This is a genomic window from Gallibacterium anatis DSM 16844 = F 149, assembly GCF_000379785.1.
GTDB classification, from domain to species: domain Bacteria; phylum Pseudomonadota; class Gammaproteobacteria; order Enterobacterales; family Pasteurellaceae; genus Gallibacterium; species Gallibacterium anatis.
Genome location: NZ_KB903668.1, coordinates 23,082 through 47,751 on the forward strand (window position 1 = coordinate 23,082; position 24,670 = coordinate 47,751).

Genomic DNA, 24,670 nt, shown 5'->3' on the forward strand with positions numbered 1-24,670 from the left:
AAAACACGCTGCACCATTTTTCTGTTTTACGCTATCGGCGGCACATAATTGCCGGCAACAATAGCATCCTTAATTCTAGCCGCTTCAGATAAAACCTGATCTAATAAAGATTTCACATCATCCAAAGTCGCAATCGGACTTAATGTCGTCATTTTTAAGGCTTGTTGTTCACCCACTTTTGTTACACCAATATTGGCTTCACCGCGTGCAAACAGCTCATCCGCCACATTCTGATTTAACAGATCAACATATTCTGCCGGATAACCTTGCGGATTCACACGGAACAGAATAGAGGCAAATTGCGGCTCAACTAACATTTCCAGATCATCGGTAGCATTAATATAATCACGAATTTCTCGCGCCAAATACACCCCGTGATCGATCATCGATGCATAAAGATTTTCCCCCAATGCTTCCATTGTGAACCACAACTTTAAGGCATCAAAACGGCGTGTTGTCTGCAACGATTTCGCCACTAAATTCGGTACTCCATACTCCTCATCATATTCTGAATTGAGGTAATCTGCTTTGTAATCAATGAAACGGAAGTTTCGTTCATCTTTCAATAAAAACGCACCGCAAGAGATTGTTTGGAAGAAATGTTTATGGAAATCCAACGTCACCGAATCGGCTTTCTCCAAACCGTTTAACCAATGGCGGAAATCTTTTGATAACAATAATGCACCGCCCCACGCCGCATCAATATGCAACCACGCGCCATATTGATCGCTGATAGCACGAATCGCTTCAATATCATCAATCGCACCAGCATCGGTTGTCCCTGCCGTTGCAACCACGCAAGCAACCAATTTTCCTTGTGCTTGAAGTTCGGCTAACGTTTTTTCTAATGCCGCAATATCCATTTGTGCATTTTTATTGGTCGGCACAGTCACCACTGACTGAAAGCCCATTCCCATCATTGCCATATTTTTCTGTACGGAAAAATGAGCGTTTTCGGAACAAACCACTTTCACTTTTTGCAGAGCATCCGGCGGCAGACCGTTTTGCTGCACCAACCACTCCGAGCCATCTTCATTTTGCCAATGTTTAGCAATGCAGGCATCTCGTGCCAACAATACGCCCATCAAATTGGATTGCGTTCCGCCGGAAGTAAATACCCCGGCAGTGCCTTCGCCATAACCGACTTTTTGCCGCAGCCAATTAATTAACTGCTCTTCCATAATTGAACCGGCCGGGCTTTGATCCCAAGAGTCCATTGATTGATTGGTCGCATTAATCAACACTTCAGCAATTTGGCTGGACACCATTGTCGGACAGTGTAAATGTGCCAAAGAGTGCGGATGATGCACTTTTAAACTTGGATTGAGGAAAATGGTTACCAATCGTTGTAAGGTATTTTCTAAACCGGCTCCCTCTTTTGTCGGCGCAAATTCAATCGTTGAACGTAACCGGCGGATACTGCCACCGGTATACATTTTGTCATTCTGCAACCATTGACAAACAGCTTCGACCGCTTTATTCATTGCGCGCTGATAATCTTGAATAGATAGCTCATCGCGGCAAAACAGTGCCTGTTTATGTTGAGATAACATTGACATTGTTTTTATCCTCAATTAACCACGAACCGCTGCTAACGCTTCCACCAATGATTTGGTAAAGCGTTTGATCATCTCTTCGCACTCTTGCTGGCTGATGATAATCGGGCAAAGCACACGCACCACATTACCGTTACGTCCGCCACGTTCCAACAACAAACGATTGTCAAAACAGGCTTTTTGGATAGCCACCGCTAAATCGGCATCGCCCGGGAATGCGCCGGTATGATCGGCTTTCTGGCGTTCATCAACAATTTCAATGCCCATCATTAAACCACGTCCGCGCACATCACCGATACAAGGATACTGTTTTGCTAATGCTTGCAATGCTGTTTTTAAATAGTCTCCGCGCTCTTGTGCATTTTGTGCTAAATTTTGTTCACGCATAATTTTTAAAGAAGCATACCCTGTTGCCATCGCTAATTGATTTCCTCGGAAAGTACCAGTATGACCTGCCGGCTTCCAAGCATCAAACTCTTTACGAATAGCTAATACTGCTAATGGCAAACTACCACCAACGGCTTTCGACATCACCACAATATCAGGTTCAATATTAGCGTGTTCAAAAGCAAACATTTTTCCTGAACGACAAAATCCAGCTTGCACCTCATCAACAATCATCAAAATACCGTGTTTTTGTGTCACTTCACGTACTTTTTGTAGAAATTCAATTGGTGCTGGCACTACACCACCTTCTCCTTGAATGGCTTCCAAAATAACGGCAGCTGGTTTAACCACTCCGCTTTCAACATCTTCAATAAAGTTTTCAAAATAGTGCGTTACCGCTTTGGCACCTGCTTCTCCACCGATACCAAACGGACAACGATAGGAATGCGGATATGGCATAAACTGTACGCCTGCCATCAGATTCTGTACCGCATTTTTGGCACCTAAATTACCGGTTAACGATAATGCGCCGTGAGTCATTCCGTGGAAGCCACCTGAAAATGCGATCACATTACCGCGTCCGGTATAGGTTTTGGCTAATTTAATCGCCGCTTCGTTTGCATCCGCACCTGATGGACCACAGAACTGTAAACAGTATTTATCTTTCGGAAAGAAAGAGAGTAATTCTTCGGTAAAAGCATCTTTCAACGGCGTGGTTAAATCTAAAGTATGCAATGGCAAACCACTTTCGATGGTATCCAAAATGGCTTGTTTAATTGCAGGATGATTATGTCCAAGTGCCAATGTACCGGCACCGGCTAAGAAATCTAAATATTCATTCCCTTCCACATCGGTTACCCAACAACCGGAAGCTTTCGCAATCGCTAAAGGTAATTTTCTTGGGTAACTACGCACATTGGATTCCATTTTATTTTGGCGATCCAAATAATAGGCATTGGTGGCGTTATCGATTGATTTTACAGGAGTGATAATTGTCATAATAAAACTAAACCTTCTAATAGAGGTGAAAAAAATAAGTCGGGTGCCTTGCGGGAAGCCTAAGCTTTCTGTTCCTGAAAAAACAGATGCCATGGGGCATTTTGACTCGCTACTTATTAAAAAAAGCGTTTCAGCTTTTTTATCTTTCTCCGGATCAATTCAAGGATGATTGATGGAGAGTAGATGAATTGCAAATAAATCACCATAGATTAATAATTCATTCACAATGAGGGCGGTATGGTACCGATTTTTATTAAAAAAGAAAGTGTTTTTTTATACAAATAATGCAATTTTTTATTTGCTTCTTGCAAAAAAATAGGGTGCTTGTCAGCACCCGATTCAATCATTAAGATTTATTGTTGATCGCCGATTAGAACCGATTCCAATGCAATTTCGATCATATCATTGAAGGTTAATTGACGCTCTTCAGCGCTGGTCTGTTCTCCGGTACGGATATGATCGGAAACGGTGCAAATCGCCAATGCTTTTGCGCCATATTCCGCCGCCACCGCATAAATACCGGCAGCTTCCATTTCCACGCCAAGAATACCGTATTTTTCCATAACATCGAACATCTCAACATCCGGTGTATAGAACAAGTCAGCAGAGAAAAGATTACCGACACGCACTTTTGCCCCTTTCTGTTTTGCTGCCTGAACAGCTGCTTGCGTCATATCAAAATCAGCAATCGCCGCAAAATCATTATCTTTAAAGCGGATACGGTTGACTTTAGAATCAGTACAAGCCCCCAAGCCGATAATCACATCACGCACTTTCACATCTTGACGCACTGCACCGCACGAACCGACACGAATAATTTTTTTCACGCCATATTCAGTGATCAACTCTTTGGCATAAATAGAACAGGAAGGAATGCCCATTCCGTGCCCCATCACCGAAATTTTACGACCTTTGTAAGTGCCGGTAAAACCAAGCATATTACGCACATTGGTCACTTCAACCGCATTTTCTAAAAAGGTTTCCGCAATGTATTTTGCACGCAGCGGATCGCCCGGCATCAATACAACATCTGCAAATGCACCATCAACCGCATTAATATGTGGAGTTGCCATATTTAATTTCCTCTTATTATTTATTTTCAAAATCAATCATTGCTGTACCATAATCCATTGCACTCAACCCAAAATAATTCGCAATGGTCTGCCCAATATCGGCAAAAGTTTCACGTTTACCGAAAGATTGTTTTGGCACATTTGCACCGTATAAAAGCACCGGGATATGTTCACGAGTATGATCGGTACCGCTCCAAGTCGGATCACAACCGTGATCGGCAGTAATAATCAACAGATCATCACCGCTAACCAATTTGAGCAGTTCCGGCAAACGTTTATCGAAATATTCCAATGCGGATGCATATCCTGCTACATTACGGCGATGACCGAAATCAGAGTCAAAATTGACAAAGTTAGTAAAAACAATGGTTTTATCACCGGCAGCTCGAACCTCTTCTAAAGTGCGGTCAAACAGCTCCTCCAAGCCGGTTGCCTTAATTTTACGGGTAATCCCTGTGTGAGCATAAATATCGGCAATTTTACCGATTGACACCACTTCACCCTGCTTTTCATCAACTAATTTTTGTAATACCGTTGCTGAAGGCGGTTCAATAGAGTAATCGTGACGATTTCCGGTACGTTGAAAATTACCTGCTTTATCGCCGATAAATGGACGCGCAATGACACGACCGATATTGTAACCTTCCAACTCTTCACGCACTAAATGGCAAAGTTCATATAATTTTTCCAAGCCGAAAGTCTCTTCGTGGCAAGCAATTTGGAATACAGAGTCAGCAGAGGTGTAAAAAATCGGTTTGCCGGTACGCATATGCTCTTCACCCAACTGATCCAAAATAACAGTACCGGATGAATGACAATTGCCTAAATAGCCCGGAATGCCTGATTTTTCTACAATACGATCTAATAACTCCTGTGGAAATGAATTTTCGTGTTTTGGGAAATAGCCCCAATCAAATAACACCGGCACACCGGCAATCTCCCAGTGACCGGACGGAGTATCTTTACCGGATGAAATCTCTTTTGCATAAGCATAACCGCCGATAATTTCCGCATTTTCATCCAAACCTGCCGGAAATGTTCCGCACGACTCTTTCGCTGCCAAACCTAGCCCTAATTTAGTCAAATTCGGCACGTTCAATACGCCTTCACGCCCTTCATTCGCCAATCCGTCAGCACAACGTTGTGCAATATGACCCAAAGTATTAGAACCGGCATCACCAAATTTATCGGCATCTTCCGCCGCTCCGATACCGAAAGAATCTAACATCATAATAAATACACGTTTCATAATATCCCTCTTTCTTTTGATTATGATGATTAATAACCGGCACGCGCCGCAGTTGTCTTCTCACCCAAAGTTGCTAATAAATTATTTAATAGCCCTGAAGCACCAAAACGGAAATGACGCGGTGTAAGCCACTGTTCACCGAACAAATCTGCTGCAAGTTGTAAATATTGCTGTGCCTCTTCAGCGGTACGAACACCACCTGCTGCTTTAAAGCCGACGCGATCTTGGACAGCTAAATCACGAATAGTTTCCAACATCACTTTTGCCGCATCCAAAGTGGCATTAACTGCCACTTTTCCGGTTGAGGTTTTGATAAAATCGGCACCGGCAAGGATAGCAATTTCAGACGCTTTACGAATCAATTCCGCTGTTTTTAACTCTCCGCTTTCGATAATTACTTTGAGCAATTTATCACCGCACGCCTGTTTACACGCTTTCACCAACTCTGCGCCAGTTTTCTCATCACCTGCCATCAAAGCGCGATATGGGAAAACAACATCCACTTCATCTGCGCCGGCTTTAATTGCCGCTTCAGTTTCGGATCTCGCCAATTCGATATCGGCTGCGCCTTGTGGAAAGTTCGTTACCGTTGCCACTTTCACTTGTGGATAACCGAGCTGTTGCAATCTTGTTTTTGCAGTTTGAATAAATGGTGGATAAATACAAACCGCAGCAGTCTGCCCGATGCTATTTTGTTCTTTATCACAAAGTGAGATCACAATTTCATCTGTATCATCCGTGTTTAATGTTGTTAAATCCATTAAGGATAGGGCTAATTCAGCCGCTTGAGTAAGAGTAAGCATTGTCATAATTCTTCCTTTTTTAGAAAAGCAAACGTTTTCTATCCCCTAATAACAGAACACCACGACAAATTGCCGTGGTGTTTTACTGTGCATTATTCTAGCACAATTACTATCCCATTAATACAGGTCCAACCAAACCGATAAATAACCCTGCAATTGCCGCACTCATTAAGTTGGAGAGGGAACCGGCAATAACCGCTTTAATTCCAAGTCGAGCAATATCCTTACGGCGATTCGGTGCCATTGTACCCAAACCACCGATTAAAATCGCAATTGAGCTGAAGTTAGCGAAACCGCAAAGCGCGAAAGTAATAATCGCTTTCGTTTTTTCCGCCAAGACTATCGAAGAGTCAGGAGAAAGATATTTAACGAAATCGACGTAAGCAACGAATTCATTCAATACCAATTTTTCACCAATCATTGCACCGGCAATTTCAGCTTCATTCCAAGGTACGCCGATCACCCAAGCTAACGGACGGAACACCCAACCAAGAATAGTTTGTAGATTAAGCTCACCATAACCGAACCAACCGCCAACTCCGCCGATAATACCGTTCAATAATGCGATTAACGCAATGAAAGCAAGTAACATCGCACCAACGTTCATCGCCAACTGCATACCTGAAGAAGCACCCATTGCCGCCGCATCAAGCACATTGGATGGTTTTTCATCCACATCGTTTGCTTTCAATTCATCATTGGTTTTTTCAGTTTGTGGGAATAGGATTTTTGCGAATAATAATCCGCCCGGTGCCGCCATAAATGATGCTGCGATCAAATACGGAAGCGGCACGCCCATTTGTGCATAACCGATCATTACTGAACCGGCAACAGAAGCCAATCCACCACACATAATCGCAAACAATTCAGATTGTGTCATTGTGGCAATATACGGACGCACGATTAATGGCGCTTCGGTTTGCCCTACGAAAATATTGGCTGCGGCAGACATAGACTCAGTTTTAGACGTACCAAGAATTTTTTGGAGGAAACCACCGATTAAGCGGATAACCCATTGCATAATGCCTAAATAGTAAAGCACAGAAATTAAAGAGGCGAAGAAAACGATTGCCGGCAAGACCCGGAAAGCAAAAATAAAGCCGCCACCGCCAAACAACTCAAACATTTTATCGCTGACCAAACCACCGAAAAGGAAGCTAATTCCTTCATTACCGTATGCAATAACTTTGTTCACAGCTTCTGCCGCACCGAGCAATGCTTGACGCCCTAACTCCGAATAAAGCACCAATGCGCCGATACCGATTTGAATTAAGAATGCGCCACCGACCGTTCTAAGACTGATCGCTCTGCGATTATTTGATAATAGAAAGGCAATTGCCAATAACACAACAATGCCGATAATACTCATAAGTGAGTCCATAACTACCCCTAATTGGAAAATGGCTATTAATTGATAGAAGAAACCCTCAAGTTATCCCATAGCATCAAATATTCTCTACCTTAGGATAAACGCTGATAACTATACCTTTTTTCTGAAAAATTTGCTGAAAAAATTGTAAAAATGAGAACGGAATCGATTACTTAAAGCACATTTTTATCATTTAGCCGAATTTTTTATAACAAAAAAATTTTTCTTGTTCGCTTTATCTACTGAAAAATACATTCGTTTCACTATTTACTTTTTACAATGTACTACTATAATAGTGCAAAATTTTTATCGGAGAACAGATTATGAACCAAAAAATTCCTTCCTTACTTGGTGGTGCAATGATTATCGCCGGAACGGCAATCGGCGCCGGAATGTTTGCCAACCCGACCGCGACCGCCGGCTTATGGTTTGTCGGCTCAATTCTTGCGTTAATCTATACTTGGTTCTGTATGACCACCTCCGGATTAATGATTTTAGAAGCCAACTTGCATTATCCGACAGGGGCGAGTTTTAGTACTATCGTAAAAGATTTACTTGGCAATAGTATGAACATTATCAATAGTTTATCGCTTGTGTTCGTGCTATATATTTTAACTTACGCCTATATCACTTCAGGTGGCGGCATTACAGAAAATCTGCTTAATCAACTGCTTACCACCGACAGCAATGCAGTCGAATTGGGAAGAAGTTACGGCTCATTAATTTTCTGCTTAATTCTTGCCGCATTTGTTTGGTTATCCACTAAAGCGGTAGACCGTTTTACCACTGTGTTAATTTTTGGTATGGTCGTTGCTTTTTTCCTTTCCACCACCGGCTTATTAACTTCAGTAAAAACTGAAGTTTTATTCAATACCATTGCCCAAGGTGAGCAAAGTTATCTCCCTTATCTACTTGCAGCGCTGCCGGTCTGCTTGGTCTCTTTCGGCTTTCACGGCAACGTACCGAGTTTAGTCAAATATTATGATCGCGATGGTCAACGCGTACAGAAAGCGATCATTTTAGGCACATTAATCGCATTGTTGATTTATGTTTTATGGCAGTTGGCGATTCAAGGCAATTTGCCTCGTCAGGAATTTGCACCGGTTATCGAAAAAGATGGTGATATTGCCGCATTGCTCGGCGCTTTAAATAAATATATTCAAACAGAATATATGGCGGTTATTCTAAACTTCTTTGCCTATATGGCGATTGCCAGTTCATTCCTCGGTGTGACTTTAGGGCTGTTTGATTACATCGCCGATCTGTTTAAATTTGATGACAGCATTAGCGGCAGAACAAAGACAACCTTAATTACTTTCTTACCGCCGTTATTACTCAGTTTGCAATTTCCGTTCGGTTTCGTGATTGCAATCGGCTATGCCGGTTTAGCGGCAACCATTTGGGCAGCCATTGTGCCGGCATTATTGGCACGTGCTTGCCGCAAAAAATTTCCGGATCAAAACTATACCGTATTCGGTGGCAATTTTATGATTTACTTCATCATTCTGTTCGGTGTGTTAAATATCATCGCACAATTAGCCGCTCGTTTCGGTTATTTACCTGTATTTAAAGGTTAATGATGCGGACCAGTATTTATGATCAAGCGGATTTTTTCGAGTTATATCAAAAACTGCGGAAAAATCCGATTAGCTTGAATGAAATTGTCGAAAAACCGACTATGTTTGCAATGGTTGGGGATGTTCGCAACAAATCTATCCTTGATCTCGGTTGTGGCACCGGTTCACATTTATTGCACTATCTACAGCAAGGTGCTAAACAGGTCATCGGCATCGATTTATCGACCAAAATGCTGGAACAAGCGGCTAAAAATCTTAAAAGTGCCGGATTTAACACCGATCAATTTAAGTTGTTCGCCGGCGCAATGCAGGATTTATCACAATACACCGATCAACAATTTGATATTGTTACCAGTTCTTTCGCTTTTCACTATATCGAAGATTTTTCTGCGCTATTGCGACAAATTTACGCAAGATTGCAACCGAACGGATACCTTGTCTTTTCCCAAGAACACCCGATTGTCACTTGCTATCAAGGCGGAGATCGTTGGTTAAAAGATGAAAATAAGCAGCAAATTGCCTATCGCCTCAACTTTTATCGTGATGAGGGAGAACGGCAACGAAATTGGTTTAAACAACCGTTTAAAACTTATCATCGCACCGTATCCACCATTGTAAATGATCTGATTAATAACGGATTTCAAATAGCACAATTACAAGAACCGATGCTTGCCGATCAGCCGCAATGGCATCAAGAGTTTAAAGATCTGCAACATCGCCCGGTGCTTTTATTTGTAAAGGCGATAAAACAATAAACATTACTGAGAATTTAAAATTTCTGCCAAATTTCGCAAGAAAAAACTTGCATAATCAAAAAAAATCGCATAGTTTAAACAAAGTTTTTCAATTAGGATTAAGCAAATGTTATTTATTCGTTACTCTCATCATCACCATCACGCTACTGAATAATCTTTCAGGCGTTTGGTATTGCTTGGAAGGTTCAACTTCCGAGAGTACGAATTTCAGTTACACCCTTCGGAAGTGATTTCGAAGGGTTTTTTAATATTTAACAAATAGAAAAAGGAAATTACACAATGTCAGATAAATCTCGTTTACGCATCGCCATGCAGAAATCAGGTCGTTTAAGTAAAGAATCACAAGAATTACTCAAACAATGTGGGGTAAAAATTAATTTAAATGAACAACGTTTAATCGCTTACGCAGAAAATTTACCGATAGATATTTTGCGTGTTCGTGATGATGATATTCCCGGATTAGTTTTCGATGGCGTGGTCGATCTCGGTATTATCGGTGAAAATGTACTGGAAGAAGAAGAACTTAGACGCCTATCCAGCGGCGATGAAGCCAATTATAAAATGTTGACTCGTCTTGATTTCGGTGGCTGCCGTTTATCATTAGCTGTGCCTCAAGATGCAGAATATAACGGACCGGAATCGTTGAATAATATGCGTATCGCCACTTCTTATCCACAGTTATTGAAACGTTTTATGAATGAACGAGGCTTAAAATTCAAAAGCTGTTTATTGAACGGCTCAGTTGAAGTAGCGCCTCGTGCCGGATTAGCCGATGCCATTTGCGATTTGGTTTCTACCGGTGCGACACTTGAAGCGAACGGATTACGTGAAGTCGATGTTATTTATCGTTCAAAATCCTGCTTAATTCAACAAACCGGTACTTTAGATCCGGCAAAACAGCAATTAATCGATAAATTATTAACTCGTATTCAAGGCGTAATGCAGGCGAGAGAATCTAAATACATTATGTTGCACGCGCCTAAGAGCAAATTAAAAGAGGTTGTCGCTTTATTGCCGGGGGTTGAAGATCCGACTATTCTACCGTTAGCAAACGAGGATGATCGTGTAGCACTCCATATGGTGAGCCAAGAAAATCTCTTCTGGGAAACAATGGAGCAATTAAAAGCGGTCGGCGCAAGCTCCATTCTGGTATTACCAATCGAAAAAATGATGAATTAAGGAATCGTTATGAAGACGCTTATTTGGAATAATTTAGATCAACAACAACACCGCCAAGCAATGCAACGCCCGGCTATCGGTAGTTCAAAAACAATTCAAGCGGCAGTGGATGAAATCCGTGAATTAGTGCTTTCTCAAGGCGATGCGGCGCTGTTTCAACTCAATGAACGTTTCGATAAAGTTAAATTAACCCAGCTAAAAGTAAGCAAACAACAGATTGCTGAAGCTGCAGATCGCATTGCACCACCATTAAAACAGGCAATTCAGACCGCACAACGAAATATTGCAACTTTTCATCAGGCACAAAAACCACAACCTGTTGATTTAGAAACACAAGCCGGCGTTCGTTGCCAAGTATTAACTCGCCCTATCAATAAAGTCGGGCTTTATATTCCGGGTGGTTCCGCACCGCTGTTTTCAACGGTATTAATGCTGGCAACACCGGCAAAAATTGCCGGTTGTCGACAAATCATTCTGTGTTCTCCACCACCTATCACCGATGAAATTCTCTATGCTGCCTCTTTGTGCGGTGTAGAAACCATTTATCAGGTGGGCGGTGCTCAAGCGGTAATGGCAATGGCATTCGGTACCGAGTCGATTCCGAAAGTGGATAAAATTTTTGGTCCGGGAAATGCTTTTGTGACTGAAGCAAAACGTCAAGTTAGCCAAGATCCTAACGGTGCTGCTATTGATATGCAGGCTGGGCCTTCAGAAGTATTGGTTATCGCTGATGAATTTGCTAATCCGGAATTTGTGGCAGCAGATCTGTTATCACAGGCAGAACACGGTGCTGACTCTCAAGTTATCTTGGTTACCACCAGTGAAACATTGGCACAGCAGACAGAATTGGCAATTCAACGCCAGCTTGCACAGCTGCCGCGTGCGGAAACGGCTGAAAAAGCGTTATCACACAGTCGTATTATTTTGGCACAGGATTTAGCGCAATGTGTTGAAATCAGTAATGATTATGCGCCTGAACACTTAATTGTTCAGGTGAAAGAGGCAAGAGCCTTATTGCCGCAGTTGGATAACGCCGGTTCAATTTTCTTAGGTGCGTATTCACCGGAAAGTATGGGTGATTATGCCTCCGGCACCAACCACGTTTTACCAACCTATGGTTATAGCAAAACCAGCTCCAGTCTTGGTTTGGCGGACTTTAGTAAACGAATGACCGTTCAGGAGTTAACGCCGCAAGGCTTCTTAGATCTTGCGCAAACCGTTGAATTAATGGCAGAAGCAGAACAGTTACAAGCACATAAAAATGCCGTTACCTTAAGATGTAACAGCTTAAAATAAGCAAATCTTAAGCAAATAAAAAGCGGGCAAATCCATCAAAATGCCCGCTTTACTTTTGTGTTTTCTAAATTTTTTAAATTCTATTCAACAATATCAACACCATAAAATGCGTTATACCCGAACGGACTCTGTGCATAATTACGAACACGTGGACTTAGCGGAGTATAACTGACCGAATGAGCCACTGGAATCCACGGCACTGCCTTATGGAAAATTTCCTGTGCCTGTTCGTATAACGGAGTACGCACATTTTTATCTGAAGTGACGATCGCTTTTGCCAACAAAGCATCAAATTCTTTATTACACCAACGAGAATAGTTACTGCCGTTATTAGCATTTTCACAACTTAACAACGGCGATAAGAAGTTATCCGGATCACCGTTATCTCCCGACCAACCATAAATTCCGGCAGTAAACTCGCCGGCACGGGTACGCTTAATGTAATCGCCCCATTCATAGCTGACCAATTTTGCTTTTACACCAATCTTCGCCCAGTCATTCTGTAAAATTTCTGCGGTACGACGTGGATTAGGGTTGGAGGCTCGCACCACCGGCTGTACCCAAAGTTCGGTTTCAAAACCATCAGGGAAACCGGCTTCCGCTAACAGCTGTTTCGCTTTTTCCAGATCAAACGGATAATCCTGAATACTGTCGTTATAGCTCCAAATTGTTGGTGGCAAAGGACTTTTTGCCGGAATACCTGCCCCTTGATACACAGATTCAATGATCGCCGCTTTATCCGCTGCATAATTTAATGCCTGACGGACTTTTTCGTTATCAAACGGTTTTTTCTCTGTATTAAACGCAATATAAGCAACATTCAAGCCCGGTTGTGAAACCAGTTGAACTTTAGGATCTTTCTTCATTCGCTCAAGATCGGCAGCATTCGGGAAATCAATCATATCACACTGCCCTTTCTGCAATTTTGCATAACGCGCTGTTGCATCCGGTGTAATACTGAAAATTAACGTATCGATCGGAGTTTTACCACGCCAATAATCCGGATTGGCTTTATAACGCAACGCCTGATCCAATTTTGCACCGGCAAAAATAAACGGACCGGTTCCAATCGGATCGGTATCCACTTTTTCCGGTGTTCCTTTTTTCATCATTTGATCCGCATATTCCGCCGAATAGATAGAAAGGAAATCCATTCCTAATGTCGGTAAAAAGGTCGCATCCGGACGAGTTAAGGTAATTTCTACCGTATTATCATCCACTTTTTTGACTGATTTTAATAATTGCGGGAACTTCATCGCATTAAAGTAAGGATAAGTGCCTTTCGATACATTGTGGTAAGGATGATTCGGATCAAGCTGACGCATAAAAGAGAAAATCACATCATCGGCATTGAAATCACGTGTTGGCTTGAAATTTTTACTACTGTGGAATTTCACGCCTTTTCTAAGATGCAGCGTATAAGTCAAATTATCTGCAGAAATCTCCCAACTTTCCGCCAATCCCGGTTCAATCTCAGTTGATCCGCGCTTAAAGTTAATTAAGCGATCATAAACTTGCTGCGAACTGGCATTATAAGAAATGCCATCCATTACCAATGCCGGACTAATTCCCTGCGGATAACGGCTGGTACAGTTAATAAAGGTTTTATCTGCATAAACAAAATTAGCCGCTCCTAATAAAGTCGCCGCCACTGCACTTAAAGCAAAAACTGATTTTAACTTCATCTGATTACTCCTACGTAATAGTTTATTATGCATCCGAGATCAACTTCCGCATTATGGCGATATAGCATAGTCAATCAAAATTGAAACTGAAATAACAAAAAGTTTCGTTTTATAACTAAATTGAATAACTATGATTTACCACGTTTATTCTGCATTACAGCACCGACATCCGCACGATAGAACAGGAATGTTACCAACGATAATATGCCGAAAACAGATAAGGTAAAGAAGGTATAACTGAAATTCGCAATCAGCTCCGTACCTTGCGCTGTGTGCTGATAGTATAAGTTTAATACCACAGAAGCAGCGGCAATTCCTAAACTGATACCAATCTGTTGTACCACACTTAATAACGTTGTACCAGCACTAACTTGATCATCTTTCAATTCGCTGACCATTAAGGTATTGACACTGGAGAAAATCATTGAAATACAAGCACCGTAAAACATTATGCTGATAATGCTCCACCATAATTGCTGATAGATACCGACCAAGCCTAAACAAAGAATAGCCAACGTTAATAACACACTGACGCAAATTAAAGTCTTTTTATAACCGAATTTCACAATGATTTTAGTATTAATCGGCTTCATAATAATTGAACTGATTGCAAGCGGCACCATCATCATTCCGGCTTTATCCGGCGGATAGCCCAAACCCAACTGCAACATTAACGGTAATAAAAAAGGCACACCGGCGGAAGAGAGCCTAATTAAAATATTGCCGATCATACTTAACGAAAACGTGGAATTTCTAAAGACTGAAAGCGGAAACAGCACTCGCTGTTTCCCTTTAGCATAAAACACATAACTTCCCACCAAGAGAAAACCGATAGCGACAAAATAGCAAGCTAACGCCTTATCATGCGCTGCTTCGCCGACAAAATCCAAGCCTAAAGTCGCCAACACGATTCCACCGGAAAAAAGGACAAAGCCGATAATATCAAATCTGCTCGCTTTCCCTGTTAAATTCGGCATATAAAAACGTGCACACACAATGCCGAACACACCAACCGGAATATTAATCAAGAAAATCCAATGCCACGACATATAAGTGACCAGCCAACCGCCAAGTAACGGTCCCATAATCGGTCCGGTTAATCCTGCCATTGCCATTAAATTCCACGCCGATAACAACTGGCTTTTCGGCACTGCTTTGATCAAAGTTAATCTGGCAACCGGCATCATCATTGCACCACCGATACCTTGCACAATACGAGATAAAATTAAAACATTTAATGAAGAGGAAAATGCACAGAATATCGAACCAATCACAAACATCGCGACCGCATAACGGAAAACATTTAACGTCCCATAGCGATCGGCAATCCAGCCGCTAAGCGGCATAAACAATGCTACGGTCAAGGCATAACTGATCACCGTTAATTGCATATTTAACGGCGATTCATTTAAATCTCGTGCAATGGTCGGCAATGAAGTGTTTAAGATCGTAACGTCGAGAGTTTGCATAAAAAACGCAACCGATGCGATCCACGCCAAGCCTCGATACTCTTTGCTTAACTGAGAAGCCATAGACTACTTCCCTTAATGATGATTGAAATATTTAACAATAAAATCAGCGATCTGCTGTGGTTGATTAATATCTAACTGAGGTACATCTGTTGCGCTTAAGGATAAGCGATAATCCAACGCCAATGCAATGGTGTAATCATCTATTTCAGGCAATGGCTTTTCCAATTGTTGGCGATGCAATAAAATTTTTGCAATCGGTTCCTGTTTAAACCCTTCCACCAAAATCAGATCAACCAACTGCGGATCAAATTGGGCAGCAAGATAATCCAACGAAACCGGCGCGGGCGTTTCCGTCATCAACGCCCAACGTTGATCACAAGTCATAATCACCTGTTTAGCGCCTGCCTGTTGCATTCGCCAACTGTCTTTTCCCGGCTTATCCAACTGCACATTGTGGTGTGTATGTTTGATCACTGCCGTACGAATCCCGCGTGCTGCTAACAATGGCAATAACTTTTCCAGTAATGTCGTCTTTCCGGTACCGCTATACCCTGTAATACCCAGCATCGGGATCATTATTGCTTACTCCTTTTTTATTGTTTTATTGTTGTGATGAATTTGGCTGTTGGCGTTGCATCTCTTGGCGCGCATTTTCAATGCTGCGCTCCAATAATTCACGTTTCGGATCATCTTTTGGCAACAGTTGCAACATCATATTCCAACTGACAATCGCCATTTTATAATCACCACGCTGAAAACTGTCAAATGCCAATAATCCTAATGCATCAGCATTACTATGATCTTGACGAATCACTTCGGATAATAACGCTCGCCCTTTGCTATTATCATTTTGATCTTGAGAAAACATTAAAATTCTGGCGTAAGCCAATTTATAGGTAAGATCGCTCGGCTGCAATTGATAGGCTTTGGCGTAACTGTCCAGCGCTAACTGTGCTTTATCGGTTGCCATCGCCATTTGTCCCATTAGCCACCAATATTCGGCATTTTCAGGATTACGTTGTAATTCCTGACGTAACGCAACAATAAACTGCTCCAATTCAGCATTGGATAATGGTTGTTTTTGTTCATCTTTCAAACGCTCAAAAAAGTGCGGTAAGTTTTGATAAGATTGCTCCAACATCTGTTCGGCTCGCCAAGATCCAACTGCAAAATAACTTGCTGATGCCATTGTTAGCAACAACAAAAAACCGGAAACAAACCATATTTTACCAAACTGTCGCCCTGAAAGCGGTATCGCATTAGTCTGTTCCGGAATATCGGATAACAACGACTGCTGTAATTCTGTTTTTAATTGTTGCTCGTTATCCAATAATCCCTGTGCCGCTGCCACTTCAATTTCTTTCACGCGATCGAAATAAAAGGCTTTATTAAATGCCTCACGTTTAATTTCCGTTGTTTTTTTAGGTTTGCGTAACAACGGTAAAAAACAGATAACGGCAATGACCAACGTTAATCCTAAAACACTTAACCAAAAATTCATCTATGCTTTATCCTTTTTTAATATCTGCTGTAACCGTTGTTGCTGCGCCTCATCCAAATCTTTTTCTATGATATTATCTGCCGACGGGTTGCGTTTACGCCAAAAAATGATAACGCCGACAACTAAAAGACATAGCGGCACTAACCATAAAACCAGTGTCGCAGCGGTAAGTGGCGGATCATAGGTTACAAAATTTCCGTAACGCACGACCATATAATCAATAATTTCCTGTTTGCTTTTTCCTTGTTGCAGCAATTCAAACACTTTAGATCGCATATCGGTCGCCACTAAGGCATTGGAATCAGCGATATTGTTATTCTGACATTGCGGACAGCGCAACTCCTGAGTTAATTGATGATAAGTTTGCTCCTGCTCAGTAGAACTGAAATGTAACGCCTCAATCGCAGCATTGGCAGCAACGACATATCCGCAACATAGCAGTAGCGCAAACGCTATTTTTTTTATTTGGCTGAACATACCGCCTCCTTCGCATATTTCTCATAAAGCGGTTGCAATTTCTGCTGCCACACTTGCTGATTCACATCTCCGGCGTGGCGATAACGAATAATGCCTTGGCAATCAACAATAAACGTTTCCGGCGCACCGTAAACCCCAAGATCCAAACCGAAACTGCCTTTTTGATCATTGATCACCTCTTGATAAGGATTGCCCAAATCATTCAGCCATTTTTGGGCTTTTTCAACGTCATCTTTATAGTTGATGCCAATGATGGTAATTCCTTGTTTCGCTAATTGATTTAAATACTGATGTTCAGCAAAGCAGGTTGGACACCAAGTTGCCCATACATTTAACAATAGCGGTTTTTGCTGTAAAAACAGCTGATCGTTATAAGATTTGCGCTGATCAAACAGATCAATTAGCTGTGTCGTAAGCGGCACTTTTTTGCCGACCAATGCAGACTCCAACGCTTTCGGATCTTCACCCTGTGCATTACGAATCAACGCTACTGTTGCAACAATGACAAAGATCAAAAAGATAATTAACGGCAAATAGAGTTTTTTATTCATAAACTGCCCCCTTCACCAATTTACTGAAACGATAACGGCGGTCGCACATACATAAAATACTGCCCAATGCCATCAATAAACCACCAAACCAAATCCAGCGGATAAACGGCTTATAATAGAGTCTTACTGCCCAAGCACCGTTATCCAAACGTTCACCCAGTGCAGCATAAAGATCGCGCGTAATCCCGCCATCAATCGCCGCTTCACTCATACTCATTCGGCTCACTTGATAAAAACGTTTTTCCGCTTCCAATTGCGTAATTTTTTTGCCCTCTCTACTGACATCAATTTCTGCCGTAGCACCTAAATAATTCGGCCCATTACTCTCTTTAACCTGACTGAAGGTAAATTGATAACCGGCAACCTCAACACTATCTCCAACACTCATTCGCACATCTTTTTCAATGCTGAAATTCTGACTGAAAGCAATGCCGAATACAGTAACTGCAACACCGATATGGGACAAAAACATTCCCCAATGTGAACGAGAAAGTTTACCGATGCCTTGCAAAAACGAGCTGCGATGTGTGGCACGTTGCTGCAATTCATAACCACCCAACAATACGATAATTGCTGTCATCATTGTGCCTAAGACAACGCTAACCGTGATGTTATCTGCCAATATTAACGGCAAAATAAACCCTAATAACGCCATTAAAATCACGCTAATCACCACCGGTTTTCTAATCACAGAAAATTGATCGCGTCGCCATTTAACTAAAGGCCCAATTCCTAACAACAAAGAGAAAGGCACCATAATAATTAAAAACATCTGGTCAAAAAACGGTGCGCCAATTGAGATTGAACCCAAGCCCAACTGTTTATGTACCAATGGCAACAATGTGCCTAACAACACCACTGCCAACGCCGTCATCAACAACACATTATTGAGTAACAGCATTGATTCTCGTGAATAGCGTTGATAATTATCCCGAGAACGAATTTGGCTACCTTTGTAAGCATATAATGCCAGTGAGCCCCCGATCACAACCACTAAATACGCCAAAATATATAAGCCACGAGTCGGATCAGAAGCAAATGCGTGCACCGAAACCAAGATACCGGAACGCACTAAAAATGTGCCTAATAAACAGAGCGAAAAGACTAAAATGGCTAATAAAACTGTCCAAGCTTTAAAACTACCACGTTTTTCCGTTACCGCAAGGGAATGCAATAACGCTGTACCGGCAAGCCACGGCATAAACGAGGCGTTCTCTACCGGATCCCAGAACCACCAGCCGCCCCAGCCGAGCTCATAATAAGCCCACCAAGATCCCAACACAATTCCCAATGTCAGGAAACACCAAGCCGCTAATGTCCAAGGTCTTGACCATCTTGCCCAAGCGGTATCCAAATTGCCGCTCATCAACGAGGCGATAGAAAAGGCAAACGCCACTGAAAAACCGACATATCCCATATACAACAATGGTGGATGGAAAATCAGCCCGATGTCCTGCAACATTGGATTCAACTCTTTACCATCAACCGGCAAATCCGGAAATGTGCGTGTAAACGGATTGGAAGCAAAAATGACAAAAATCAGGAAGCCGATGCTGATCATTCCCATTACCGCCAACACTCTGGCGACCGAATCTTGTGGTAAACGGCGGCTAAAAACAGCAACTGCCAAACTCCAACAACTTAATAACCAGATCCACAACAACAAAGATCCTTCGTGCGATCCCCAAACGGCGGACAGGCGATAATAGATCGGTAACTGACTATTGGAATTATTTACCACATATTGCACACTAAAATCGTTAATCGCAAACAGATACATTAGCGCAAAGAAAGCAAAAGAGAGGCTTAAAAACAGCCCCACTGTCATCGGTCTTGCTAAGGAAATTAATAATGGATTATTTTGTTTAACGCCCCATAACGGCACGATGGTCAGCAAAACAGCAATCGCCAATGCCAACGCTAACGCATAATTCCCGAGTTCAGCAATCATTGTTTCTCCTCAGCTTGCGATTTTTGTTCCAACATCATTTTATCTCGCTCCGATTCCGAACTGAGATCTTTCGCAGATACGCCCATTGGATTATGCACTTTCTTCATCTGTTCACCCAATTCAGGCGGCACATAATTTTCATCGTGTTTTGCCAATACTTCACTTGCCACTAATGTCGTGGCATCTTTTAGTGTACCCTGTGCCACGATGCCTTGCCCTTCACGGAAAAGATCAGGCAAAATACCTTCATATTCCACATTAATTGCCGGTCCAATATCGTTTAATTGAAATTTCACTTTCAAACTCTGCGGATCGCGCTCAACCGTTCCTGCCACCACCATTCCGCCGACACGAATACGTTGTCCCGGCTCCGGTTTCAAAGAGTCATCATTATTTTTGCCATAGATCACTTCACTCGGCGTATAAAAGAGATCGATATTTTGACGTAACGCATACAACATTAATCCAGCCGCAATCGCAATACCGGCAAGCACAAATAACACTAAATACAGTCTTGATTTACGACGTGGGTTCATAATCCGTTCTCCGTTAAGGCTTGTTGTTTCATTCGTTGTTGACGCTGTTTATCTTTTTCTATTTCCTGCAAAATTTTTGCTTTATTTCTATGGCTAATAACCACTAATGCCAATACTGAAATCACTGAAATACCGTAAGAGAGCCACACATATAAACCGTGGTTTCCCATCTGCCAAAAAGCACTCCAACTGTCAAAAAATGGTGTCATTTTTTCTTCCTTCTACTTTTTTGCGACCAATGTTTGCACCCACGCACGTTTTTTCTCCGCACTAAGCAACGCATTGCGATAACGCACCACTGTTAAATAAACACTCAATAACATAAAACCTAAAATCGCCAACAATAGCGGAATCAACATCTCTGTAGCAATAGACGGTTTTTCAAATTTGGTGATACTCGCCCCTTGATGCAAGGTATTCCACCATTGCACTGAAAAATGAATAATCGGCAGATTTACCACACCGACAATCGATAAAATACCTGCCGCTTTAGCACCGATACTCTTATCTTGAAAGGCACTATATAACGCAATAACGCCAAAATAGAGGAATAATAAAATTAATTCAGAAGTCAATCGTGCATCCCAAACCCACCAGGTTCCCCAAGTCGGTTTTCCCCAAACTGCCCCTGTTACCAATGCCAAAAAAGTAAACACGGCACCAATCGGCGCCATTGCCACCATAGCAAGATTTGCCTGTTTAATTTGCCAAACCAATGCCACTAAAGCAGCGATTGCCATTGAAGCATAAATACCCATTGACCAAATGGCCGCCGGCACGTGAATATACATAATGCGGAAGCTATTGCCTTGCTGATAATCTGCCGGTGCAAATGCCAACCCCCAAATCATCGCGACCATAAGTACAAGCAGTGAAGCAATGCCTAAAAACGGGATCAAACGCTGACAAATACGATATTGCGTTTCCGGTTTTGCGTATGGATGTAACCATTTCCACATAATTTTTCTACCCTTCTATTTATTTATTGTTATTGCAAACTTACGCGTAATGCCGCCGCTACCGCAAAAGGACAACTGACCAAAGACAACACCAACATTGCTCCCAAAATTGCTAACTGTCCGCCATAAGCCAGATGCAGTGAAGCAGCATCCAATACGGCTGCAGTAAAAATAAGCACCGGAATAAATAACGGCACCACTAATAAACTTAATAACACACCGCCTTTTCTTAAGCCTACGGTCAATGCCACGCCTACTGCACCCAAACAACTTAAAATCGGTGTGCCGACAAATAAGGTTTGCACCAACGCCCACCATACGTCCACTTCAAGCGATAATAAAAGTGCGGCAATCGGTGATAACAGTATTAACGGGAAACCGGTTAATAACCAATGCGAAAAAATCTTGGCAAGCGCCGTCATTGCTAACGGCATCGGCAATAAGATCAACTGTTCCAAAGAGCCGTCCAAATAATCATCTTTAAACAGACGCTCAAAAGAGAGTAATGCCGACAATAATGCCGCCACCCAAACAATACCGGGCGCAATACGGGATAACAATTGCGGTTCAGGCCCGACAACCAATGGGAACAGCGTAATGACAATTAAAAAAAACCACAGCGGATTTAAAATCTCACCGGGTTTTCGCATTGCAATTTGTAATTCTCGCTTAATTACTTCGTAAAAAATCATCTTTATTCGCTTTTAATAAATTTATATTTTTCCAACTGCACTTTTTGCACTATTCGACTCGGCACATCCTGATGACTGGTAATAATCACAATTCCGCCCTGACTGATGTGAAACTCAAATAAATTCGTTAAAACCTGCACACCACGTTTATCAATCGCATTAAACGGCTCATCCAAGATCCATAACGGCGCAGTTGATAACCATAATCTTGCCAATGCCACACGTTTTTGCTGTCCTGCCGACAATTGACTCGCCGGAATATCTTCATAACCGAGCAATCCCACAACCTGCAAGGTTTCCCACAATACTTCCGCTTGCTGACGGCTATTGGTTGTTTTTTGGAAAAAGCGCAAATTTTCCCAAGCCGAAAGTTCCGGTTTCGTACCAGAATGATGCCCTAAAAACAGCAAATTTTGATTAAATTCTTCCTGTTGTTGCAAAATCGGCTCATTATTCCATAAAACCTCGCCTTCCCGTGGACGAGAAAGTCCACTTAATGCACGTAACAGTGTTGTTTTGCCTACTCCGTTATGCCCTTCAATCTGTACAAAATCACCGCTCTGAAAACAGAGATTCACATCGTTAAACAAAATGCGCTCACCTCGTTGGCAACTGAGATGATTAACTTGTAACTGATTGATTGAATTCATATATTTATAAATGCACTTTGAGATTAATTTAACGGGCAGAAATTCTAACACAAGCAAGCAATAGGTGGTATTTTTATCTAGATGCGAATTATACCTCTTTGGTAGTAATTTTCACTGCAAAACCAGATTAAATAAATTTTAATTTATTGATATATAAAGTTTTTTTATTATATTAGTAACACACTTTTTTTTGATCTATCGCAAAACAGTGTCAATGTTACATCTTTTTTTGAGAAATGATTTAATAAAAAAATAGCACTGCTTAAAACATTGCATACAGTGCTATCTTTTACTCAGTTACACCGAAAACGGATATTTAATTGCCGGATGGCACTGATAATTATGCACTTTGAAATCATCCAATGTGACCCAAGTTTCCAAATCTTCCAATGTCTTGATATCCGGATTAATCTCCAACTGCGGTAACGGATAAGGTTCTCGTTTTAATTGTTCATCACGCATTAATGGCAGTTGATCTTCATAAATATGTGCATTGATAATCTTATGGAACGCTTTGCCCGGCTTATGTCCGGTAATTTGTGCCATTAATGCCAAAAAGGTAAACACCTGAATTTGATTAAACGTCAATCCGAGCGGCACATCACAAGAACGTTGATAACTGGTTAAGTAGAGCGTATCACCCAATAGCGAAAATGTGTGTGTATGCATACAAGGGCGCAAGCAGCCTTGTTCAATCTCGCCCGGATTATAAAACGTTAAAATTTCGCCACGATCATCAATGCCCTTGCTTAAATCATTGACGATTTTGCGCAACTGATCGACCGTTTCGCCATTTGGTTTACGCCACGAACGCCCCTGTACGCCGTAGACGCGCCCCATATCATCCTCACCTTTGCGATACGGATTGGCAAGCCACGCCGCATTTTCATTGGCATTCGCATCCCACGTTTTGGTGCCCAATTTACGGAAATCAGCTGCATTGTCATAGCCACGAATATAGCCCAATAATTCAGCAATAGCCGCTTTCCAGAAACTCTTTCGCGTGGTAATCAATGGGAATTCATTATCAGCGACATTGTAAGTTAATGAGGCATCAATCACGGTCAAACAACGTTTTCCGGTTCTCTGATTTTCTACCCAAACGCCTTCATCAATAATACGTTGGCAAAGATCAAGATACTGTTTCATTGTTTTTCCCCTTACGCTGATATGCAAACCAAATAATGACAAGCCCGATAACAATCATCGGTGTCGAAAGAATCTGTCCCATTGAAATTTCGTGTCCGAAATAAAGCCCTAACTGTGGATCCGGTTCTCTGAAAAACTCAACAATAAAACGGAACACACCATAACAGAACAAGAACAGACCTGAAACCGCGCCGGTTGGACGAGGTTTACGAATAAACAGATTTAAAATAGTAAACAACACCACGCCTTCCAAAAAGGCTTCATAGAGTTGTGACGGATGTCGCGGTAAATAGCCGCCGCTCGGAAACAGCACTGCCCAAGAAACATCTGTTACTCTGCCCCACAATTCATCATTAATAAAATTACCGATTCTCCCCATTCCCAAACCGAATGGAATGAGTGGTGCGATAAAATCAGCAACGGCAAAGAATTGCCGTTTTTGAGCCTTGGCAGTCAACCACATCGCCACGATTACACCGATTAGCCCACCGTGAAACGACATTCCGCCTTCCCACACCCGAATCAGATAAAGCGGATCCTGCAAGAAAAGATCAAATTGATAGAACAGAACATAGCCGATACGTCCGCCTAAAAAGACACCTAAAAATCCGTTAAAAAGCAAATTATCAAACTGATCGGCGCTCCAACCGCTGTTAGGGCGTTTTACTCGACGCATTCCCAACCAGCGCGCAAATAAAAAACCGATCAAATACATCAAGCCGTACCAACGCAGCGCAATCGGTCCGACAGCAAAAATGACAGGATCAAATTGAGGATAGGTAAAAAATTCGCTATTCATAACCA

Annotated in this window: 24 protein-coding genes and 1 other annotated feature; of the genes, 4 read left to right on the plus strand and 20 right to left on the minus strand. The window is 42.0% G+C overall.

Annotated elements, in window-relative coordinates; genetic code table 11:
- Positions 1-26 precede the first annotated feature (26 nt).
- The 6 genes from A3EO_RS0100565 to A3EO_RS0100590 all read right to left on the minus strand — a co-directional run bounded on the left by A3EO_RS0100565 (position 27) and on the right by A3EO_RS0100590 (position 7,448).
- Positions 27-1,559, minus strand: coding sequence for a pyridoxal phosphate-dependent decarboxylase family protein (locus A3EO_RS0100565; protein ID WP_018345542.1), 1,533 nt, complete (start codon positions 1,557-1,559; stop codon positions 27-29).
- Between the two features lie 15 nt (positions 1,560-1,574).
- Positions 1,575-2,942, minus strand: coding sequence for a diaminobutyrate--2-oxoglutarate transaminase (locus A3EO_RS0100570; protein WP_018345543.1), 1,368 nt, complete (start codon positions 2,940-2,942; stop codon positions 1,575-1,577).
- Positions 2,943-3,295: 353 nt separating this feature from the next.
- The gene (gene deoD / locus A3EO_RS0100575) at positions 3,296-4,015 is read right to left on the minus strand and encodes a purine-nucleoside phosphorylase (RefSeq protein WP_018345544.1); all 720 of its coding nucleotides are present in this window, start codon (positions 4,013-4,015) and stop codon (positions 3,296-3,298) included.
- Between the two features lie 16 nt (positions 4,016-4,031).
- Positions 4,032-5,264: a phosphopentomutase gene (locus tag A3EO_RS0100580; RefSeq protein WP_018345545.1), complete on the minus strand. Its 1,233-nt coding sequence runs from the start codon at positions 5,262-5,264 to the stop codon at positions 4,032-4,034.
- 29 nt (positions 5,265-5,293) lie between these two features.
- Positions 5,294-6,073: a deoxyribose-phosphate aldolase gene (gene deoC, locus A3EO_RS0100585; protein WP_018345546.1), complete on the minus strand. Its 780-nt coding sequence runs from the start codon at positions 6,071-6,073 to the stop codon at positions 5,294-5,296.
- 103 nt (positions 6,074-6,176) lie between these two features.
- Entirely contained in the window at positions 6,177-7,448 is a 1,272-nt protein-coding gene (locus tag A3EO_RS0100590; RefSeq protein ID WP_018345547.1) for a NupC/NupG family nucleoside CNT transporter, read from the minus strand.
- Positions 7,449-7,759: 311 nt separating this feature from the next.
- Between A3EO_RS0100590 and mtr the strand changes: the two genes are divergently transcribed.
- The 4 genes from mtr (at position 7,760) to hisD (ending at position 12,243) form a co-directional block, all read left to right on the plus strand.
- Positions 7,760-9,013: a tryptophan permease gene (gene mtr / locus A3EO_RS0100595; RefSeq protein WP_018345548.1), complete on the plus strand. Its 1,254-nt coding sequence runs from the start codon at positions 7,760-7,762 to the stop codon at positions 9,011-9,013.
- Positions 9,013-9,768: a class I SAM-dependent methyltransferase gene (locus tag A3EO_RS0100600; protein WP_018345549.1), complete on the plus strand. Its 756-nt coding sequence runs from the start codon at positions 9,013-9,015 to the stop codon at positions 9,766-9,768. Before mtr ends, A3EO_RS0100600 begins: the two co-directional genes overlap by 1 nt.
- Positions 9,769-9,897: 129 nt before the next feature.
- Positions 9,898-10,017: a sequence feature (His leader region), on the plus strand.
- Positions 10,018-10,047: 30 nt separating this feature from the next.
- Positions 10,048-10,947: an ATP phosphoribosyltransferase gene (hisG, locus tag A3EO_RS0100605; RefSeq protein WP_018345550.1), complete on the plus strand. Its 900-nt coding sequence runs from the start codon at positions 10,048-10,050 to the stop codon at positions 10,945-10,947.
- A gap of 9 nt (positions 10,948-10,956) precedes the next feature.
- Positions 10,957-12,243 carry a histidinol dehydrogenase gene (gene hisD, locus A3EO_RS0100610; protein WP_018345551.1) on the plus strand — a complete coding sequence of 429 codons (1,287 nt, stop codon included), beginning with the start codon at positions 10,957-10,959 and terminating at the stop codon, positions 12,241-12,243.
- Between the two features lie 80 nt (positions 12,244-12,323).
- On the opposite strand, the gene A3EO_RS0100615 is transcribed toward hisD, so the two are convergent.
- The 14 genes from A3EO_RS0100615 to lgt all read right to left on the minus strand — a co-directional run bounded on the left by A3EO_RS0100615 (position 12,324) and on the right by lgt (position 24,665).
- Positions 12,324-13,928, minus strand: coding sequence for an ABC transporter substrate-binding protein (locus A3EO_RS0100615; protein WP_013746533.1), 1,605 nt, complete (start codon positions 13,926-13,928; stop codon positions 12,324-12,326).
- A gap of 128 nt (positions 13,929-14,056) precedes the next feature.
- Positions 14,057-15,460, minus strand: a complete 1,404-nt coding sequence (locus A3EO_RS0100620) for a DHA2 family efflux MFS transporter permease subunit (protein ID WP_018345552.1) — start codon at positions 15,458-15,460, stop codon at positions 14,057-14,059.
- Between the two features lie 12 nt (positions 15,461-15,472).
- Complete coding sequence (mobB, locus tag A3EO_RS0100625; RefSeq protein ID WP_013746531.1) at positions 15,473-15,976, minus strand: molybdopterin-guanine dinucleotide biosynthesis protein MobB; 504 nt, start codon at positions 15,974-15,976, stop codon at positions 15,473-15,475.
- Between the two features lie 25 nt (positions 15,977-16,001).
- Positions 16,002-16,901: a c-type cytochrome biogenesis protein CcmI gene (gene ccmI, locus A3EO_RS0100630; protein WP_018345553.1), complete on the minus strand. Its 900-nt coding sequence runs from the start codon at positions 16,899-16,901 to the stop codon at positions 16,002-16,004.
- Positions 16,902-17,378 carry a cytochrome c-type biogenesis protein gene (locus A3EO_RS0100635; RefSeq protein WP_018345554.1) on the minus strand — a complete coding sequence of 159 codons (477 nt, stop codon included), beginning with the start codon at positions 17,376-17,378 and terminating at the stop codon, positions 16,902-16,904.
- Positions 17,363-17,929, minus strand: coding sequence for a DsbE family thiol:disulfide interchange protein (locus A3EO_RS0100640; RefSeq protein WP_018345555.1), 567 nt, complete (start codon positions 17,927-17,929; stop codon positions 17,363-17,365). Before A3EO_RS0100640 ends, A3EO_RS0100635 begins: the two co-directional genes overlap by 16 nt.
- Complete coding sequence (locus tag A3EO_RS0100645; protein WP_018345556.1) at positions 17,922-19,880, minus strand: heme lyase CcmF/NrfE family subunit; 1,959 nt, start codon at positions 19,878-19,880, stop codon at positions 17,922-17,924. The genes A3EO_RS0100640 and A3EO_RS0100645 overlap by 8 nt, the downstream gene beginning before the upstream one ends.
- On the minus strand, positions 19,877-20,416 hold the full coding sequence (gene ccmE / locus A3EO_RS0100650) for a cytochrome c maturation protein CcmE (RefSeq protein WP_013746526.1): 540 nt from the start codon (positions 20,414-20,416) through the stop codon (positions 19,877-19,879). Before ccmE ends, A3EO_RS0100645 begins: the two co-directional genes overlap by 4 nt.
- Positions 20,413-20,625 (minus strand): heme exporter protein CcmD, encoded by a 213-nt coding sequence (gene ccmD / locus A3EO_RS0100655; RefSeq protein ID WP_018345557.1) that lies wholly within the window; start codon positions 20,623-20,625, stop codon positions 20,413-20,415. Before ccmD ends, ccmE begins: the two co-directional genes overlap by 4 nt.
- Before the next feature lie 12 nt (positions 20,626-20,637).
- Positions 20,638-21,375, minus strand: a complete 738-nt coding sequence (locus tag A3EO_RS0100660) for a heme ABC transporter permease (protein WP_018345558.1) — start codon at positions 21,373-21,375, stop codon at positions 20,638-20,640.
- 29 nt (positions 21,376-21,404) lie between these two features.
- On the minus strand, positions 21,405-22,067 hold the full coding sequence (gene ccmB / locus A3EO_RS0100665; RefSeq protein WP_018345559.1) for a heme exporter protein CcmB: 663 nt from the start codon (positions 22,065-22,067) through the stop codon (positions 21,405-21,407).
- A 2-nt stretch (positions 22,068-22,069) separates the two neighbouring features.
- A complete protein-coding gene (ccmA, locus tag A3EO_RS0100670; protein WP_018345560.1) occupies positions 22,070-22,717 on the minus strand; it encodes a cytochrome c biogenesis heme-transporting ATPase CcmA in 648 nt (215 codons plus the stop codon).
- A 297-nt stretch (positions 22,718-23,014) separates the two neighbouring features.
- Positions 23,015-23,866: a thymidylate synthase gene (locus tag A3EO_RS0100675; protein WP_013746521.1), complete on the minus strand. Its 852-nt coding sequence runs from the start codon at positions 23,864-23,866 to the stop codon at positions 23,015-23,017.
- A complete protein-coding gene (lgt, locus tag A3EO_RS0100680) occupies positions 23,850-24,665 on the minus strand; it encodes a prolipoprotein diacylglyceryl transferase (protein WP_018345561.1) in 816 nt (271 codons plus the stop codon). The genes A3EO_RS0100675 and lgt overlap by 17 nt, the downstream gene beginning before the upstream one ends.
- Between the last annotated feature and the right edge of the window lie 5 nt (positions 24,666-24,670).

Bases quoted from the DNA above. Each gene is read 5' to 3' on its own strand.
- A3EO_RS0100660 (WP_018345558.1), bottom strand. From the start codon at position 21,375: ATGTGGAAATGGTTACATCCATACGCAAAACCGGAAACGCAATATCGT.
- mobB (WP_013746531.1), bottom strand. From the start codon at position 15,976: ATGATCCCGATGCTGGGTATTACAGGGTATAGCGGTACCGGAAAGACG.
- deoD (WP_018345544.1), bottom strand. From the start codon at position 4,015: ATGGCAACTCCACATATTAATGCGGTTGATGGTGCATTTGCAGATGTT.
- A3EO_RS0100675 (WP_013746521.1), bottom strand. From the start codon at position 23,866: ATGAAACAGTATCTTGATCTTTGCCAACGTATTATTGATGAAGGCGTT.
- A3EO_RS0100580 (WP_018345545.1), bottom strand. From the start codon at position 5,264: ATGAAACGTGTATTTATTATGATGTTAGATTCTTTCGGTATCGGAGCG.
- A3EO_RS0100570 (WP_018345543.1), bottom strand. From the start codon at position 2,942: ATGACAATTATCACTCCTGTAAAATCAATCGATAACGCCACCAATGCC.
- A3EO_RS0100615 (WP_013746533.1), bottom strand. From the start codon at position 13,928: ATGAAGTTAAAATCAGTTTTTGCTTTAAGTGCAGTGGCGGCGACTTTA.
- hisD (WP_018345551.1), top strand. From the start codon at position 10,957: ATGAAGACGCTTATTTGGAATAATTTAGATCAACAACAACACCGCCAA.
- ccmB (WP_018345559.1), bottom strand. From the start codon at position 22,067: ATGATTTTTTACGAAGTAATTAAGCGAGAATTACAAATTGCAATGCGA.
- mtr (WP_018345548.1), top strand. From the start codon at position 7,760: ATGAACCAAAAAATTCCTTCCTTACTTGGTGGTGCAATGATTATCGCC.
- deoC (WP_018345546.1), bottom strand. From the start codon at position 6,073: ATGACAATGCTTACTCTTACTCAAGCGGCTGAATTAGCCCTATCCTTA.
- A3EO_RS0100640 (WP_018345555.1), bottom strand. From the start codon at position 17,929: ATGAATAAAAAACTCTATTTGCCGTTAATTATCTTTTTGATCTTTGTC.
- A3EO_RS0100620 (WP_018345552.1), bottom strand. From the start codon at position 15,460: ATGGCTTCTCAGTTAAGCAAAGAGTATCGAGGCTTGGCGTGGATCGCA.
- ccmI (WP_018345553.1), bottom strand. From the start codon at position 16,901: ATGAATTTTTGGTTAAGTGTTTTAGGATTAACGTTGGTCATTGCCGTT.
- A3EO_RS0100565 (WP_018345542.1), bottom strand. From the start codon at position 1,559: ATGTCAATGTTATCTCAACATAAACAGGCACTGTTTTGCCGCGATGAG.
- ccmA (WP_018345560.1), bottom strand. From the start codon at position 22,717: ATGAATTCAATCAATCAGTTACAAGTTAATCATCTCAGTTGCCAACGA.
- hisG (WP_018345550.1), top strand. From the start codon at position 10,048: ATGTCAGATAAATCTCGTTTACGCATCGCCATGCAGAAATCAGGTCGT.
- lgt (WP_018345561.1), bottom strand. From the start codon at position 24,665: ATGAATAGCGAATTTTTTACCTATCCTCAATTTGATCCTGTCATTTTT.
- A3EO_RS0100600 (WP_018345549.1), top strand. From the start codon at position 9,013: ATGATGCGGACCAGTATTTATGATCAAGCGGATTTTTTCGAGTTATAT.
- A3EO_RS0100590 (WP_018345547.1), bottom strand. From the start codon at position 7,448: ATGGACTCACTTATGAGTATTATCGGCATTGTTGTGTTATTGGCAATT.
- ccmD (WP_018345557.1), bottom strand. From the start codon at position 20,625: ATGACACCATTTTTTGACAGTTGGAGTGCTTTTTGGCAGATGGGAAAC.
- ccmE (WP_013746526.1), bottom strand. From the start codon at position 20,416: ATGAACCCACGTCGTAAATCAAGACTGTATTTAGTGTTATTTGTGCTT.
- A3EO_RS0100645 (WP_018345556.1), bottom strand. From the start codon at position 19,880: ATGATTGCTGAACTCGGGAATTATGCGTTAGCGTTGGCATTGGCGATT.
- A3EO_RS0100635 (WP_018345554.1), bottom strand. From the start codon at position 17,378: ATGTTCAGCCAAATAAAAAAAATAGCGTTTGCGCTACTGCTATGTTGC.